This window comes from Mesorhizobium sp. M7A.F.Ca.MR.176.00.0.0, from assembly GCF_004023165.1.
Classification (GTDB): domain Bacteria; phylum Pseudomonadota; class Alphaproteobacteria; order Rhizobiales; family Rhizobiaceae; genus Mesorhizobium.
Genome location: NZ_RZTC01000001.1, coordinates 96,277 through 110,321 on the forward strand (window position 1 = coordinate 96,277; position 14,045 = coordinate 110,321).

At 59.6% G+C, this 14,045-nt stretch carries 12 protein-coding genes; 8 read left to right on the top strand and 4 right to left on the bottom strand.

All coding sequences use genetic code 11. From position 1 onward, the window contains the following. Positions 1 to 213 precede the first annotated feature (213 nt). The gene (locus tag EOB59_RS00410; protein WP_128287391.1) at positions 214 to 1,956 is read left to right on the top strand and encodes a PAS domain-containing protein; all 1,743 of its coding nucleotides are present in this window, start codon (positions 214 to 216) and stop codon (positions 1,954 to 1,956) included. Here EOB59_RS00410 and EOB59_RS00415 read toward each other — a convergent pair. Continuing rightward, a complete protein-coding gene (locus tag EOB59_RS00415; protein WP_127811191.1) occupies positions 1,949 to 2,623 on the bottom strand; it encodes a response regulator transcription factor in 675 nt (224 codons plus the stop codon). The genes EOB59_RS00410 and EOB59_RS00415 overlap by 8 nt on opposite strands. A gap of 510 nt (positions 2,624 to 3,133) precedes the next feature. On the opposite strand from EOB59_RS00415, the gene EOB59_RS00420 reads away from it, so the two are divergent. The 7 genes from EOB59_RS00420 (at position 3,134) to EOB59_RS00450 (ending at position 10,106) form a co-directional block, all read left to right on the top strand. After that, positions 3,134 to 3,856, top strand: a complete 723-nt coding sequence (locus EOB59_RS00420) for a sugar phosphate nucleotidyltransferase (protein WP_127396530.1) — start codon at positions 3,134 to 3,136, stop codon at positions 3,854 to 3,856. 39 nt (positions 3,857 to 3,895) lie between these two features. After that, entirely contained in the window at positions 3,896 to 5,032 is a 1,137-nt protein-coding gene (locus EOB59_RS00425) for a DegT/DnrJ/EryC1/StrS aminotransferase family protein (protein WP_127811192.1), read from the top strand. Then, positions 5,029 to 5,703 (top strand): sugar transferase, encoded by a 675-nt coding sequence (locus EOB59_RS00430; protein WP_127811193.1) that lies wholly within the window; start codon positions 5,029 to 5,031, stop codon positions 5,701 to 5,703. Before EOB59_RS00425 ends, EOB59_RS00430 begins: the two co-directional genes overlap by 4 nt. Positions 5,704 to 5,789: 86 nt before the next feature. Then, positions 5,790 to 6,794 (top strand): SDR family NAD(P)-dependent oxidoreductase, encoded by a 1,005-nt coding sequence (locus EOB59_RS00435; RefSeq protein ID WP_127398900.1) that lies wholly within the window; start codon positions 5,790 to 5,792, stop codon positions 6,792 to 6,794. Beyond that, positions 6,791 to 8,050 (top strand): hypothetical protein, encoded by a 1,260-nt coding sequence (locus EOB59_RS00440; RefSeq protein ID WP_128287392.1) that lies wholly within the window; start codon positions 6,791 to 6,793, stop codon positions 8,048 to 8,050. The genes EOB59_RS00435 and EOB59_RS00440 overlap by 4 nt, the downstream gene beginning before the upstream one ends. A 37-nt stretch (positions 8,051 to 8,087) precedes the next feature. After that, the gene (locus tag EOB59_RS00445) at positions 8,088 to 9,299 is read left to right on the top strand and encodes a polysaccharide biosynthesis/export family protein (RefSeq protein ID WP_236383137.1); all 1,212 of its coding nucleotides are present in this window, start codon (positions 8,088 to 8,090) and stop codon (positions 9,297 to 9,299) included. 114 nt (positions 9,300 to 9,413) lie between these two features. After that, positions 9,414 to 10,106, top strand: coding sequence for a class I SAM-dependent methyltransferase (locus EOB59_RS00450; protein ID WP_164873900.1), 693 nt, complete (start codon positions 9,414 to 9,416; stop codon positions 10,104 to 10,106). Positions 10,107 to 10,164: 58 nt separating this feature from the next. On the opposite strand, the gene EOB59_RS00455 is transcribed toward EOB59_RS00450, so the two are convergent. Genes EOB59_RS00455 through asnB form a run of 3 tightly spaced genes read right to left on the bottom strand, consistent with a single transcriptional unit; the run spans position 10,165 to position 14,043 of the window. Next, positions 10,165 to 10,431 (bottom strand): acyl carrier protein, encoded by a 267-nt coding sequence (locus EOB59_RS00455; RefSeq protein WP_127398978.1) that lies wholly within the window; start codon positions 10,429 to 10,431, stop codon positions 10,165 to 10,167. 40 nt (positions 10,432 to 10,471) lie between these two features. Continuing rightward, positions 10,472 to 12,025 carry an AMP-binding protein gene (locus EOB59_RS00460; RefSeq protein ID WP_164873901.1) on the bottom strand — a complete coding sequence of 518 codons (1,554 nt, stop codon included), beginning with the start codon at positions 12,023 to 12,025 and terminating at the stop codon, positions 10,472 to 10,474. Further along, positions 12,022 to 14,043: an asparagine synthase (glutamine-hydrolyzing) gene (gene asnB / locus EOB59_RS00465; protein ID WP_128287393.1), complete on the bottom strand. Its 2,022-nt coding sequence runs from the start codon at positions 14,041 to 14,043 to the stop codon at positions 12,022 to 12,024. The genes EOB59_RS00460 and asnB overlap by 4 nt, the downstream gene beginning before the upstream one ends. Positions 14,044 to 14,045 lie beyond the last annotated feature (2 nt).

A 14,045-nucleotide genomic window follows, 5' to 3' on the forward strand; every position in this document is an offset into this window, starting at 1 on the left:
TTTCTTACCTCCCGCAAAACGGCAACGCCCCCTAGTCAAAAGGAGGTGCCTTAAACATGTCAGTCAGGTCGCTTGGAGAGTTGCGGTCAGATCCGCCCCCGACATCGGACAAAATGCGCGCTACAATCCCGGGGAACAATCCTGCGGTCGGACTAGTCTGTACGCTTTTCGGTCTAATCTCGACGGACTAGTCAGAAGGTTCTAATCTGGCACATGCGTTTGCATTCGCTCAGTTTGCACCCGAACAGCTCAAGCAAGTTGCTAACCCACCTTGCCTCGATGTCGCTCCTGATCGCGACACTTGCAGTGGAGACAGCGCTGCCGGCGTCTCTGGCATACGACATCGGCTTTTTTGAGTTTGTTCCCACCATTATTGCCATCTCATATCTCGAAGATCGCCTGGTCGCCCTTGCGGCAACGTTTGTGATGGCGGCTGTCGGCTTGTTGGCGCGGGATATCCTGAACAATCCAATTGACGTCGAGGTTTGGATTAGGGCCATTCTGCTGCTGGTTGCAGGCGGGATGATCGCCCTGACTTTCCACCGGCAGAGGCAGGACTACCGCACCCTTTTGCAGGTTGCAGAGGCCAGACTCGTGGCCTTGGAGGCAACCGAAAACAGCTATCGCTGGGCATTCGAACGTGCCGCCATTGGCTTTGCCAACATGAGCGAGAACGGAGAGTTGCGACGGTCCAACAAACGTCTTTGTGAGATGACAGGGTATGTCGAGGAGGAGCTTTCGAGTCTGCCGCTCAGGGCACTCGTCCATCCTGACGACAACCACACTTTGGCGGAAGCGTTGACTAGCCTCAAAGACACGACTTCTTTCGGCTCGGAGATCCGTCTCCTGAGAAAGGATGGCACGGTTTTGTGGACAAGATTGGCGCTGTCTTTGGCCGTGCCAGCCGATGCTCTCCCTCAAAGCATCTTTGTAATGGTGGACGATATATCTGGAGAGCGAACCGCCCGCGAGGCACTCCAGGCTCAAAAGGAATGGTTGGACCTGGCACTGTCGTCCAGCCGATTGGGAACGTGGCGTATAGATTTCGAGAGCGGGTCCGTGAATGGCTCAGCCGCGTTCTGGGAAATGATGGGACTGGCACCCGCGCCGAGCCGTCCATTGCAGGAATTGGCCGCGGTCGTTCACCCGGCCGACTTGCCTAATCTGGCGGCCCCGGGAGAGCTTGCATCAGGCGCCAACTATGATGCGGAGATCCGCATCAGGCGAGCTGGCGGGCATATCCGCTGGATTGCTCTTCGGGGCCGGGACGAATTGCGCGACGGTCGTGCACAGCGAATAGGAGTCGCCGCGGATCTCACCGATCGACGCATAACCATTCTGCTGCGGGCTGCGGCGAAGAAGCGAGAGCGGGCCATGCTTGAACAGCGCCATAGGCTCAACAATCTGTTTCCGGTGATCACGGCGCTTGTAAATATGGTCGGTGCCCCCGACAACGATATTGCCCGTTACAAGCAGACACTGATCGAAAAAATCGGCGCACTCCAGGCGACGCATCTGCTTCTTTCACGCGATGGCAGCCTGTCGGCTTCCCTCCGTGACCTCATTGCTCAGGAATTGCAGCCCTATATGGGGACGCACAACATTTCGATCAGTGGACCCGAAGTAAAAATGGCAGAGGGTTCGGCTGAGAGCTTCGCAATGATCGTTCACGAACTTACGACCAATTCCGTGAAGCATGGGGCTCTCGGCACTCCGGCAGGCCGGATCGAGGTCGTGTGGCAATTCGCAGCCCAAGAGCCCGGCGCCGACATAGTGTTTGAATGGTCGGAATCGGGAGAGCGCCGGGTCTCCACCTCGGCTCGGCGTGGCTTTGGGTCGTTGATTATTGGAGCTGACGGTGAACCTATCGTGGGCCACTCTTCCAAGCTTGAGATGCTGGATCACGGACTGAAATATTCGGTCCGGCTGCCGCCAAAAGCAATCGGCGCTAGTTGACGTCTCTGGCGGCCCATGTCTTCAGCAGAACCGCGGCCTCTGTCCGATTTCGTGCCCCAAGTTCGCGCAGGACGGCGGCGGCATGAATCTTCGTCGTCGCTTCTGCAATTTCAAGAGAGCGGGCAATCTCTTTGTTCGAGTAACCCTCGGCCATCAACCTGAGGACTTCCTTCTGTCTGGACGTAAGCCTGCCCAGATTGTTGACGCTGGTGGTCCTGTGGGGCATTTGCGTGGGAGCCACGGATGGAAGGCGTACCGACTCCTTGGGCCTTTGTGAAAGAAGTGCCGGAACGTAAATACGGCCGGCCAGGATTTCGTTCACCGCCAGGACCACCTCCTCGTCCGTTTGGGACTTTACGATATAGCCATGAAGCCCAATCGAAAGGGCAGTCAGAATCTCGGCGCGTGAATCGGTCCCCGAAACAATTGCAAACCGTGTGTCGGGATGAGCCGGTAAGACGTCGCGAAGATCATCCTGACCCGACAGTCCCGGCATGTTCAGGTCGAGGATGGCGAGATCGACGGGCGCCCGATCTTCAAGCAGGCTTAAGACGGTATCAAAACACGCCGCTTCGAATATTTCCAAGTCTGGCATGCCGGCCATCAATGCCAGTCGCAGCCCACGACGATACAGGCCGTGATCGTCGGCGATGATAATACGATACATGAACCACCCACCTTTTGGCAGCCCCGCATGTGTCCCTAGCTGCCGAAACCTCCGTCTGGATGGACCGTACGGTGACCCAACACAGATCAGCCGCCCGCTGATCCCCCGTATGTCGACGCTCGCCGCCGCCCATCCGCATATTTCAACTTTCTAATATAGCTTACACTCGCACGCATTTCAGGGCCAGATATTGAAGTGTTTTTTTCGTACGAATGGTAGCGATGCCCTTCCGAGAAGGTCGTTACCGGCGCCGGACATGCGCACAGCAGTTGCCAGTCGAGCGGCTACAGCTCCCCAGCGCTGATTGATTGCCCTGCCGCGCCATGCCCTGCCGGCTGGAATATTGAAATCAAAAGGCCGGGAAAGTGCCATTCAAATGCACGACGACGCCTTCTCGGGCGCCACTTACCATCGCTGCACTCCGGAGAGGCGAAGCCAACACTGGCGTACCTTCCGGCCGGGTGGGCTGGACCCATCACACCGCGACAGTCGTATCAACAGGAGGACGAGATGAAAGCGGTCATTCAGTGCGGTGGAATGGGAACACGCCTTCGGCCTTTCACATCCATCTTGCCCAAGCCTCTCATGCCGATCGGTGCTCGACCGGTTCTTGAATTGCTTTTGAAGTGGCTGCGACGGAACGGCATTCAGGATGTCTACGTCACGACCGGCTATCTGGGGCACTTGATCCGCACCGTATGCGGAGACGGATCACAGTGGAATCTAAGGATACGCTATACCCAGGAGTTGGAACCTCTCGGCACTATTGGCCCGCTCTCCCTGATCAGGGAGGAACTGGACGAGCCGTTCATTGTTCTCAATGGGGACGTACTTACCGATCTCAGTCTCAGCCGGTTTGTGGCGTCACACCGCACTCATACGGATCCAGTCACCATAGCCACAGCTTCCCGCATCATCAAGATGGACTTCGGCGTCATCGACGAGGTCGGCAATACTGTCCAGGTATTTCGCGAAAAACCGACGCTGTCTCATCTGGTAAGTATGGGTATATATTGCATGAATCCAGATGTTTTTCGTTTTATACCTGACGGCATCGCCTTTGGATTCGACGACCTCATGCTGCAGATGATGCAAAACGGCACGAATGTGCACGTCTACAAACATGACGGGCTTTGGCTGGATATCGGACGCGTTGAAGATTTTCAAAACGCACAAACCATCGCCTGGGAAGAGCAGTCCGCATCGATCGAGGTCTCGGCAGCGGCCGCTTGAGGGCTGAACGCCCTGCCGCGCCAATATGAGGAGGTCGTAATGCTCTTGGTCAGCGCTCCTATTCTTGGCTTTCCGGAAAAGGCAGCCCTGGCCAAAGTTGTCGACAGTGGGTGGCTGACGATGGGGGACCAGGTAAGAGCCTTTGAAGAGGCCTTCGCAGCCGTGCATGGTGCGGTCGATTGCGTCGCCGTCAGCTCTTGCACCGCCGCCCTGCATCTCATTCTCCATGGACTTGGGATCGGCCCCGGAGACGAAGTGCTGGTTCCCTCGCTGACCTTCGTGGCGACCGCGAATGCAGTGCTCTACGTAGGAGCAACACCGGTATTCGTCGACATAGAGTCGGCCGAAGTGCCACTGATGTCCCTAAGTGACGCGGAGGCCAAATGCACCGGACGTACCAAGGCTGTCATTCTCGTCCACTTTGCCGGCTATCTTGCCGACCGGGAAGAATGGCAGAGATTTGCCCGTGTGCGAGGACTGCATATCGTCGAGGATGCCGCGCATGCTCCCGGCCTTAAGGAGGTGGGGACTTACGGTGCGGCCGCGGCCTTCAGCTTCTACGGCAACAAGAACATGACCACCGCGGAAGGTGGGGCCGTTATTGCCCGGGATGCACAGCTCCGTGAAACGATCCGCCAGGCTCGCGGACATGGAATGACCAGTGGCACACATCAGCGGTTGAACAGCCGCACGCCGCAATACGACGTGACGATGCTCGGTTTCAATTATCGCATGGACGAGTTGCGCGCCGCTATTGGCTTGGTCCAACTTCAGAATCTGCAGGAATGGAATGAAATCCGGCGCATATTGGTCGTCCTCTATCGGCGTCTGATCGCAGATTATTGCTCCGCTGTGACAGTCCCGTTCGGCAAACCGCGGACCTCGGCGTACCACATCATGCCTGTCCTCCTGCCACATGACGTCGACCGGCAAACGGTGATCGACCATCTGCGAACGAAGGGGATACAGACTACAATCCACTACACGCCCGTGCACCAGATGACACTTTATCGCCAAATGTTCACTGAAATCCATCTGCCGAAGACCGAGGACTTCGCGCAGCGGGAATTGACGATTCCACTACACCCGCAAATTACGGCAAGTGCGATCGAGTCGGTGGTTGTTGCATTAGCCACCGCGATTGAAAGCAGCGGGCGTGCGGGAGCCGCGGCATGAACGCACTCGACGTGACGATGCATCGGCCCGCCGTCGCTGGCACCAGCCACGGAATTGCCAGACGCGCGATGGACATCATCCTCGCTGCAGCAGCGGGAATGGTACTCGCTCCACTAATGCTCCTGATTGCCGTTGCACTCTTTGTCGAAGGTGGTTGGCCGGTGTTTTTCGTACAGACGCGCCTGGGTGCCGGCGCAAAACCGTTTCGCATGTACAAGTTCCGCAAATTCAAGACGACAGCCGATCCTTTCGGCCTTGCGCTGACCATGAACGATGACAGCCGCATGACGCAGGTAGGCCGTTTTCTCGCGGCAACGAAACTTGATGAGCTGCCCCAACTGTGGAACGTTTTCACGGGGGACATGGCAATTGTCGGGCCGCGGCCGGAAAGCCTTGCCTTCGCCGATTGTTTCCGCGGCGGCAATGAAGCTGTCCTACAGTGGAAGCCTGGCCTGCTCGGCCCGACCCAGGTTCTCTTCCGTCACGAAGCCTGTTTTTACCCGCCCTCCCTTGATCCGCTCCTGTTTTATCGAGAGGTCCTGTTCCCGGCCAAGGCAACGATCGACCTCGCCTACTATCCGCGGCGCACGATTGCATCGGACCTCGTCTGGATAATGCGGGGCTTTAGGGCGGTTTTCGGCGTGTCCCTGCCTCCCGCGGCAAGTGGGTAGAGTTGGCAAGTGAGGAGAGTTGGCATGAATGGATTGTTGTTCGTTCGCCAGTTTGACGGCTCACACGATCGAAGGAGTGCACGGTCGTGAGCTATCGCGGCAGGAAAGTCCTGGTCACCGGTGCGGATGGATTTATCGGATCCCACCTCACGGAAGCGCTGGTGCGCGAAGGGGCCGATGTCACGGCACTGGCCCTCTACAACTCGTTCGACAGCCATGGCTGGCTGGATGATTTGCCCGACCACGTTCGAAGCCAGTTGCAATGCATTCGTGGCGACGTTCGTGACAGCGCGTTCATCAACCGGATCGTGCGCGGCCAGGCGGTGGTGTTTCATCTGGCTGCGCTGATTGCGATTCCCTATTCCTATGCGGCTGCCCAATCCTATGTGGAAACCAATGTGCTGGGTACCGTGAATGTCCTTGAAGCGGCACGCCACTGGGAAACCGAGCGCATTGTGCATACGTCCACGAGCGAGGTTTATGGCACCGCTCTGACCATGCCGATCCACGAATCCCACCCGTTGCAGGGACAGTCCCCCTACTCCGCATCCAAGATCGGCGCGGACATGATGGCGGCGTCTTATGCCAGGTCCTTCGATGTGCCGGTGGTAATCCTGCGGCCGTTCAATACATACGGGCCGCGCCAGAGCGAGCGGGCCATCGTGCCGACCATCATAAGGCAGGCTCTGGACGAGAACTGTCCGGCGATCATGGTCGGCGACACCAGCCCTATCCGCGACCTTACCTTTGTGGAAGACACTGCGGCGGCATTTGTGGCGGCAGGGGCCGCCGAGCTTGAATTTGGCCATGCCTACAATGCCGGCAGCCAGCGCGCCATCAGTGTCTCGGACGTTTTGGAGTTGGTGCTCGAGTTGAGTGGCACCAGGAAACCGGTCCGTCGCGACGAAAGCCGGATGCGGCCGCAGAACTCCGAGGTTCGCGCGTTGCTCGCCGATTCCTCGAACCTTGAAAGTAAAGTCGGATGGCGGGCGCATACAAGCCTGCGTGACGGTCTGGAAAGAACCATCGAGTGGTGGCGTTCGCGCCTCAGCGAGGGCCGCGTCCGTCGCGAAATGAGCTATATGACATGACCTTTCCGCGGCTCATACCGGCTGTGCTGCTGATGGCCGCTCTGCTGGCGCTGCACACAGCCGGAAACCGGCCGAGCGGTGCGGCAGGCACGCAGCCGGCAATGGATCTGCCCGCTTACCTGAAACCTGCAACCGATCCGGCGACAGGGATCAGCTTCACTCGGATCACCAAGCCCGGAGCTCTTGGCGGCGGAATTGTCTGCGGCAAAATATATTGCAGTCATCGGTACTCGAGCGCGCAAGCGTGGAATGCCGATCAGAGCCTCCTTGTCCTCATGAACGGCTGCAACGGCATGTGCTTCCTCGACGGGAAAAACTACGTTCCTTTGTTCCATCGCAACAAGCCGGGTGAGTGCGAATGGCACCCTCGAAACGCGGATCTGATGATTTGTGTCGATGATCAGAAGATCTCGACCTGGGCGCCCCGCAGCAATCGTGAGGACATAGTTTTTGCCGCTGCGAAATATCGGGATCTCAAATTCGGCCCGTCCAAGGGAAATCCAAGTCGTGACGGCAGCCGCATTGCCGTACGCGCGACCCGCGATGATGGTGCTGCCGTCGCCTTCGCATATGATCTCGACCGGCGTCTGAAATACCCGGACATCAATCTCGCCCAGGTTGCCGGAACGACCAGTTCCTGCACCATTTCTCCGCTTGGAGAAAACATCCTGTGTTTCCAAAACCTGGCCGACGGCACCGAGCAGCGAGCCATTTTCGCAATCGACGGCACCTTGCGCCAGACGTGGAAGGACCATCATCGGCCCGGCCATGGCGATATGACTCTCGACGCGGACGGCAGCGAAATTTACGTCGGAATCAGCAAATCCAGCCCGGACAAATATCAGGTGATCAAACGTCGGCTGTCCGATGGAAAGGTCACGTCGCTCATGAAGTTCGGCGAGGCCGAGCATGCGTCGCTGCGCGCTTTGGACCGGCCCGAATGGGCATTCATGAGTTACGGGGGCAATCCCGAGGAGGTTCGAAGCCAGCCGGACTGGGCTCCATACTCGCGCGAGGTGATCGCGCTGCGTGTCGACGGCAGTCGAGAGGTCCGACGGATCGTGCAGACGCGGAACGCTCCGTTCGATTATTGGAGCGAGACACACGCCTCCCCGTCCCCTGATGGGTCGCAAGTGATCTGGTCTAGCAATTGGGGGGTACCGGGCGGACCGGTCTACGAATTCGTCGCCCATCTCGATTGGCCGCCGCAGCCGGTTCTGAATCAAAAGGAGATTGCCACCAATGGCCTTCGTTAGCCGAATTTCCTTTGCAGCACTTGTCGGATGCCTGGCCTTGAGCAGCGCAACCGCGGCCGAAGCGCCGGCCGCCTACAAGCTCTCCCCCGGCGACACGGTGGAGATAGGAATTGCCTCCATAGCGGAACGAACGCAACGCGCGGTTGTCCAGATGGATGGCTCGATCGCGCTGCCCGAGTTCGGGATGATCCCGGTTGGCGGGTTGACGCCGGCCGAATTGCAGACGCGCATGGAAGCGGTGCTGCCAACCAAGATCGTCCACCAGCGTCTGCCTGATGGACGGGAGCAAATGATCGTCATCAAGCCGAGCGACGTCACGGCCGTGATCGCGGAGTACCGGCCGATCTACGTGACTGGCGATGTGCTGACGCCAGGGCAGCAGGCTTACCGGCCACTCATGACAGTCCGGCAGGCGATTGCGGTCGCCGGCGGTTTCAGCCTTCTGCGGTCGCGGGCAAGCCAAAGCGGACCTGATCCCGTTGATCTGCGACGCGACTACGAGTCGATCTGGGGGGATTACATCAGGGACTACTTTCATGGCGCCCGCATCCGCGCCGAACTTCAGAACCAGGCAGAATTTGACATGCAGCCGCCGCAGGGCTCGCCCCTGTCGAATGTATTGATATCGGCGGTCGCGCAGGCGGAAGCGGAGGGTCTCAGAATTTCGCTGAACAATTTTCAACAGGAGCAAAGCTATCTCGACAAGACCGCCAAGGATGCCGAGGCTGAGGTCGAGGTTCTGCTCAAGCGCGAGCAGACGGAAGCGGCAGCGGTGAAACAGGATGAGGACGATCTGGCGCGGGTCACCAAATCGTTCGAATCGGGCAACCTGACCAACAGCAGGCTCGCCGATGTCAGACGTGCGGTGCTGATGTCGTCGAGCCGGGCGCTCGAGACCTCGGTCGAACTCATGAGAACGCGGCGCCAGCAGGAAGACTTCGTCAGGCAGCAGGAACGCAATGAAAATCAACGAAGGATCGGCCTTCTGAACGAGTTGAGGGACACCGACCTTCGCCTCGCCGAGACCACTGCAAGGCTCCACGCAGCCAGCCAGAAGCTTCAGCCATCAGGGGCGTCCGCTCTTCCACTGCCGGTCGCCGGCGAAACCTTCCAGGCGCGGATCACAATAACCGGTGGAGCCGGCGACGCGTCGAGAAGTCGACCGGTCGACCAGGACACTGAGGTCGCGCCTGGAGACACCATCGAGGTGAGGTTCAGCAGCGACCTGCAGAGCGCGGCGATCCAGTAGTTACGCGACGTGAACCGACCCGGGAACGACGGTGGCTGATGCCTCGCCTCACGGCATGAAGACCCGGGCGACCTGAGAAATCGGGCATGGGCAAATCAAGAAAGCGGGGTTGTCGTGATTGGTGAAATAGATGTCGCCAGCGCCTACATCACCGGCCGCATCGGCTTCATGGGGCTGAAGTTGGTTGTCGCGCCCGGCGTGCTCGTCCCTCGCCCGGAGACGGAATTGCTCGGCAGCACCGCCCTCAATGTGCTTCGTGAACTTAATCGGCCGGTCCCGCGTGTCGTGGACATGTGCTGCGGAGCGGGCAATCTCGCCTGCGCCATTGGATACAAGGTCCCCACCGCGCGCGTCTGGGCGAGCGATCTCACTGACAGCTGTGTCGAAACCACCTGCCGGAATGTCGCCCATCTTGGCCTGGCCGGACGCATTTCGGTGCTGCAGGGCGACCTGTTCAATTCCTTCTCGGGTCTAGAGCTCGAAGGCACGATCGATCTGGTCGTTTGCAACCCGCCTTACATCTCCGAGAAGCGGCTCGAAAACGACCGCGCGCATCTGATGGAACTTGAACCACGTGAGGCGTTCGCTGCTGGGCCTTACGGCCTGAGCATTCATATGCGGGTGATCAAGGAGGCGCGGCGCTATCTGCGGCAAGGTGGTATGCTGCTTTTCGAGGTTGGGCTTGGCCAGGACCGGCAAGTCATGAATTTGGTTGAGCGTTCCAAAGCCTACGAGAGCATTCGCACGGTTGCGAACAAAGCTGGTGAAGCCAGGGTGGTTTGTGCACGGGCCAAAGCGCCAGTATGAGCCGCGCCATGGGTTGCGCGCTCGGTTGGGAAGACGCCCTTAAACCGTAGCCCGGCGATCAGTTTTCCTTGCTGAGGACGTAACGTGCAATTCCCTGGATGGAATCGAAATTCTCAGGCAGAAGTTCATTGTCCTCGACAGTGATGCCGAATGTCTCCTCGACGAAGCCGATAACTTCAAGCACTCCAGTCGAGTCTATGATGCCCTGGTCGAGCAACGACGTTTCAACCTCCAGCGCACGCGGGTCGGCCACGTAGAAGTTTGACGCCAGAAAGGCGCGTATCTGATCGCTGTAGGTGTCAATTCTGTTGTTCGTGCTCAGCATTGAATTGGCCTCCGATCCAAATGATTTCCAGGTGTTCGCTTTATGAAAGCGCTATTTTCTTGAGCTTGCCCGTGTCCGTCATCGGTAGACTGGACACAATCTGGATGGACTTCGGAATCATGAAGTTTTCCAGCCGCTTCTGACATTCCATCCGCAGCTGCTTTTCGCCCATGATCGTTCCTTGCTCCATGACGACAAACGCTTTCACTGCTTGCCCTAGCAGGTCGTCGGGAACTCCAACGACCGCGGCTTCCCGTACTCCCGGGATTTCCATCAGCACGTTTTCGACTTCCCTGGGCGCCACCTTTTCTCCCCGCGATTTTATGATCTCATCGCTGCGGCCGACAAAATAGAGGTAGCCTTCCTCGTCCATTCGGCAGTAGTCGCCGGTGTACAGAACCTGCTCGCCGGGCGAAGGGCCAGGCTTGAGCTTCCTCGCGGTAGCCTCCGGCTTACCCCAGTAGCCCTTCATGACCGTTGCCCCGCGAATGACCAGCTGGCCGACGACATTGGGACCGACCCTTCGGTCATCCTCATCGACAATCCACATTTCGGTGTTCGGGATGGCGATCCCCACGCTCAACGGTTTTCGAGCAAGATCTTCCGGCGGAAGATAGGTGCAGCGTTTGCATTCGGTCAGGCCGTACATCGAATAGATGCGAGCATCGGCAAACAGTTCCTGGAGCAGGCGAATGTGCTTGAGCGGCAGTGCCGCGGCAGTGTTCGTGACATACCTTATGCTTGCAAAATCATCTGCCTTCAGCGTCTTGAGATCCGACAGCGCGGCAAAGATGGTTGGCACGCCGGGAAAGCCTGTAACTCTCTCCCTTTCGATGATCGCAAGTATCTGTGCGGGGAAGGCAAACGAGCGCTCGAGGACCAAGCGCGCCCCGGTACGGAATGCCATTATCATCTGATAGAGGCCGTAGTCGAAGGCCAGGGGCAAGACATTGAGGATCACATCGTCTTCGCCAAGTTCGAGGTACGAGGCAATCGACGTGCAGGCTGCCATCATGTTCCTGTGCGTCAGCATCACGCCTTTGGGTTCGCCGGTCGAGCCCGACGTGTAGATGATGGCTGCGAGATCGATATCGATGCGGCGGCGGGCCGGCGCTTTGCCGTGGCCGGCAGCCGCCTCATCCCAGCGCACGGCATGCGGCAATCCCCGGAGCTCGGCGACGTCCACCGGACCGGAGACGATGAGCCGCCGCAGCGACGGACAGTTACGCGCCGGTTCAGTAAAGATTGCCTGCAAATGTTTGTCGGTGATCAATGCTGCCGGCAGGCAATCGTTGAGCAAATACCCCAGCTTGTCGCTCTTGGTGAGCGGATTGACGATGCACACAACGGCGCTCGCCTTGAGAACCGCCCAGAAGCTGACCACGGTCTCGACGGTGTTGTCGGCGAAGATCATGACGCGGTCACCGGGGGCGACCCCGGACGTGACGAGATGATGGGCGACCGCGTTGGAACGTGTCTCAAGCTCATCATAGGCGAGCCGGTGCCCGCCGCACACCAGCGCCACCTTGTCGCCGAGCCGGCCGGCCGAATGGCTGAGGTAGTCGTGCAGCAGAGGGACGGCGCCATGCATCATACCAGCACCTCTTCCCTGTGCAGGCGATCGACATCTATCCTGAGGTCGACCGCACGCCCGCTTGATGGACGGCTTGCGACAAACTGCTGATGGAGGAGCTGCGTCGACAGCACGCCGACCAGCGCCATGTTGTCCGAGTTGGACAGATCGCCATCGCCGGTCTTGGCAGCGCATTTGTCCAGCAGGCGCGCGACCGAGTTCGGATCAAAGACATTCGCCGCGCGCAGGGCAGTCTCCGAGAGTGCTTCGCGGACATAGGCGGGTGCGCTATCGCCCATGAAGCAAAGTGCGTTGGGCGCCCGGTAGGGCTGCTTCTTGCGGGCCACGACTTCCGCGGGGACGATCGATTTCGCCACACGCTTCAGCACGTGTTTCTCATCCAGAATGCGCAGCTTGTAGTCGGCCGGTAGCGAATTCGCCAAGGCCACGAGCCTGTCGTCCAGGAACGGGAAGCGCCCCTCGACGGAGTGGGCCATCAGCATCCTGTCACCCTGAGAGGAGAGCAGGTAGCCCGACATCAGCGTCCTGATCTCAAGATACTGGTCCTGCGCGAGAGGACCCCATCGTGGAAACTCTTCGGGCAGACGGCAGAGCAGGTCCGCCACTGCGTCGTGGCGCGCCGCTTCGGCATGCATGTCGGCCGAGAACAGCCGTTTGATGGCGCTGGTGGTGCGCCAGCGGGTGTCATGCGCGAAGCCGGGCGCGCCAAATGCATGAAGACCGTGTCCGAAGAACTGGCGCGCCATCGCCTGCTGCTTGACCGGCGAGCGGCTCAGATAGGGGTAGAGGCGTTCCAGCAGTCGCGCGCGGCGGGCGGATGCGGGCTGCCGCCCCCAGAAGCGGCGGACCTTGCCTTCCCGGAACAGGTCGTAGCCGGCGAACATCTCGTCGGCCCCCTCGCCGGTCAGCACGACCTTGATACCATGTTCGCGCACCAGCCTAGAGAGAAGGAACAACGGCGCCGGCGCCGTCCTGAGAATCGGACGCTCGGCGTGACGGATCACATCCGGGAAGATGTCGGCGATGTCACCGCGCGAAACCACCACCTCGTGGTGCTCGCCGCCGCTCGCACCGGCAACCAGCCGCTGGTAACGGGTTTCATCATACTCGGCGTCAGCAAAACGCAACGAGAAAGTCTGGAGCGGCGCGCCGGCGAAGCGCCTCCCGAGCATGGCGACAAGTGAGCTGTCGAGCCCGCCGGAAAGGTAGCAGCCGACCGGCACATCCGCCTTGACCATTCTAAGCGCCGTCGCGGCCTGCAAGGCGCCGCGCACTTCGTCCACCGCATCCTCCAGCGAGCCCCTGAAGGTGCCATGGGCCAGGTCCTCGCTCTCGGGATAGCAAGGTTTCCAGAAAGCGTGCTCACGAACGCTGCCATTGTCGTAGATGCGGACGTGGCCGGGGGTAAGTTCCTGTATCCCCTGAAATACGCCTTGCGGCGGTACGACCGTCCACAGCGTGAAAGTCTGGTCGACCCCCGCCGGATCGAAGGCCCGCGGTATCGCCGGGTCGGCTGCGAAGATGGCCTTAACTTCGCTGGCGAAATGCAGGCGGCCAGCGTGTTCGCACAAATGCAGCGGGCAGATGCCGAACCGATCGCGCGACAGGACGAGGCGGCCTGTCAGCGAGTCCCAGATGGCGAGTGCCCATTGCCCGTTCAGCCGCTCGAACGCGCCCACACCCCAGGCGCGGTAGGCATGCACGACGACCTCCGTATCGCTGCGGGTGCGGAAACGATGTCCCAGGGCTATGAGCTGGTCACGCAGCTCGACGTAATTGAAGATCTCGCCGTTGAAGACGATCCAGGTGGTATTGCCTGTGTCGGCAAGAGGCTGCTGTCCGGTCGAGAGATCGATGACCGACAGGCGGGTATGCGCCAGCCCCGCTCGCCTGTCGCGGTAAAGGCCGCTCTCGTCCGGGCCTCGATGGGAGAGCGCGGCTGCCATTCGTAGAAGCGCGGCTCGTGAAGGAGGCTCCGCAGCCGCGTTCAGCGCCACAATTCCGGCGATGCCGCACATGG